This window comes from Bradyrhizobium sp. Leo114 (assembly GCF_055229415.2).
Genome location: NZ_JBUYEN020000205.1, coordinates 1 through 576 on the forward strand (window position 1 = coordinate 1; position 576 = coordinate 576).

The 576-nt window shown below is 62.3% G+C and carries 2 protein-coding genes; both read right to left on the reverse strand.

What is annotated here, in order from left to right:
- Window positions 1–250: IS66 family insertion sequence element accessory protein TnpB (gene tnpB / locus ACZIRK_RS45420; RefSeq protein ID WP_463703696.1), on the reverse strand; the 250-nt coding region annotated here is incomplete at its 3' end.
- The coding region (tnpA, locus tag ACZIRK_RS45425) for an IS66-like element accessory protein TnpA (RefSeq protein ID WP_463703554.1) at window positions 247–576 on the reverse strand (330 nt) is incomplete at its 5' end. The genes tnpA and tnpB, both read right to left, overlap by 4 nt.

The window sequence follows — 576 nt, forward strand, 5'->3', positions numbered from 1 at the left end:
CGTCCGCGATCGTTGGCCAAACGAACTTGCAGCCTTCGAGGCGCTTGTGCACCAATACCAGGCCCGTTCGATCCCAGACCAAAATCTTGATCCGGTCCGCTCGTTTCGATCGGAACACGAAGGCTGCCCCGCTGAACGGATCGAGACGAAGCATCTCCTGCACCTTCGCAGCAAGCCCATCATGGCCACAGCGGAAGTCAATCGGCCGCGTTGCCATGTAAATCTTCAGATCAGCACCGGCCGCGATCATCGTGACGCTCGTACCGCGCGGATCACCCGAGATAGCTGCTCGCCATCTATAGCCGTGTCCGTCCGCACCACGACATCGCCGATCGCTATCTCAAGCTTGATCGCCGGAACGTGATGCTCCTCCAACGCACCTTCCACGACCAGCGGCGCGAATGTCGGCTGCGAAGCCTCGCACGACGGCAATACGCCTCGCCGGCGAAAGCGTCGTCGCCAATCGTAAATCTGCCAACGCGTCGCCCCGTGCCTGCGCGCCACCTCAGACACCTGAGCACCGGGCAGCAGACTTTCCGCGACGATCCGAGCCCGCTCGGCCTCCGAACGCACACC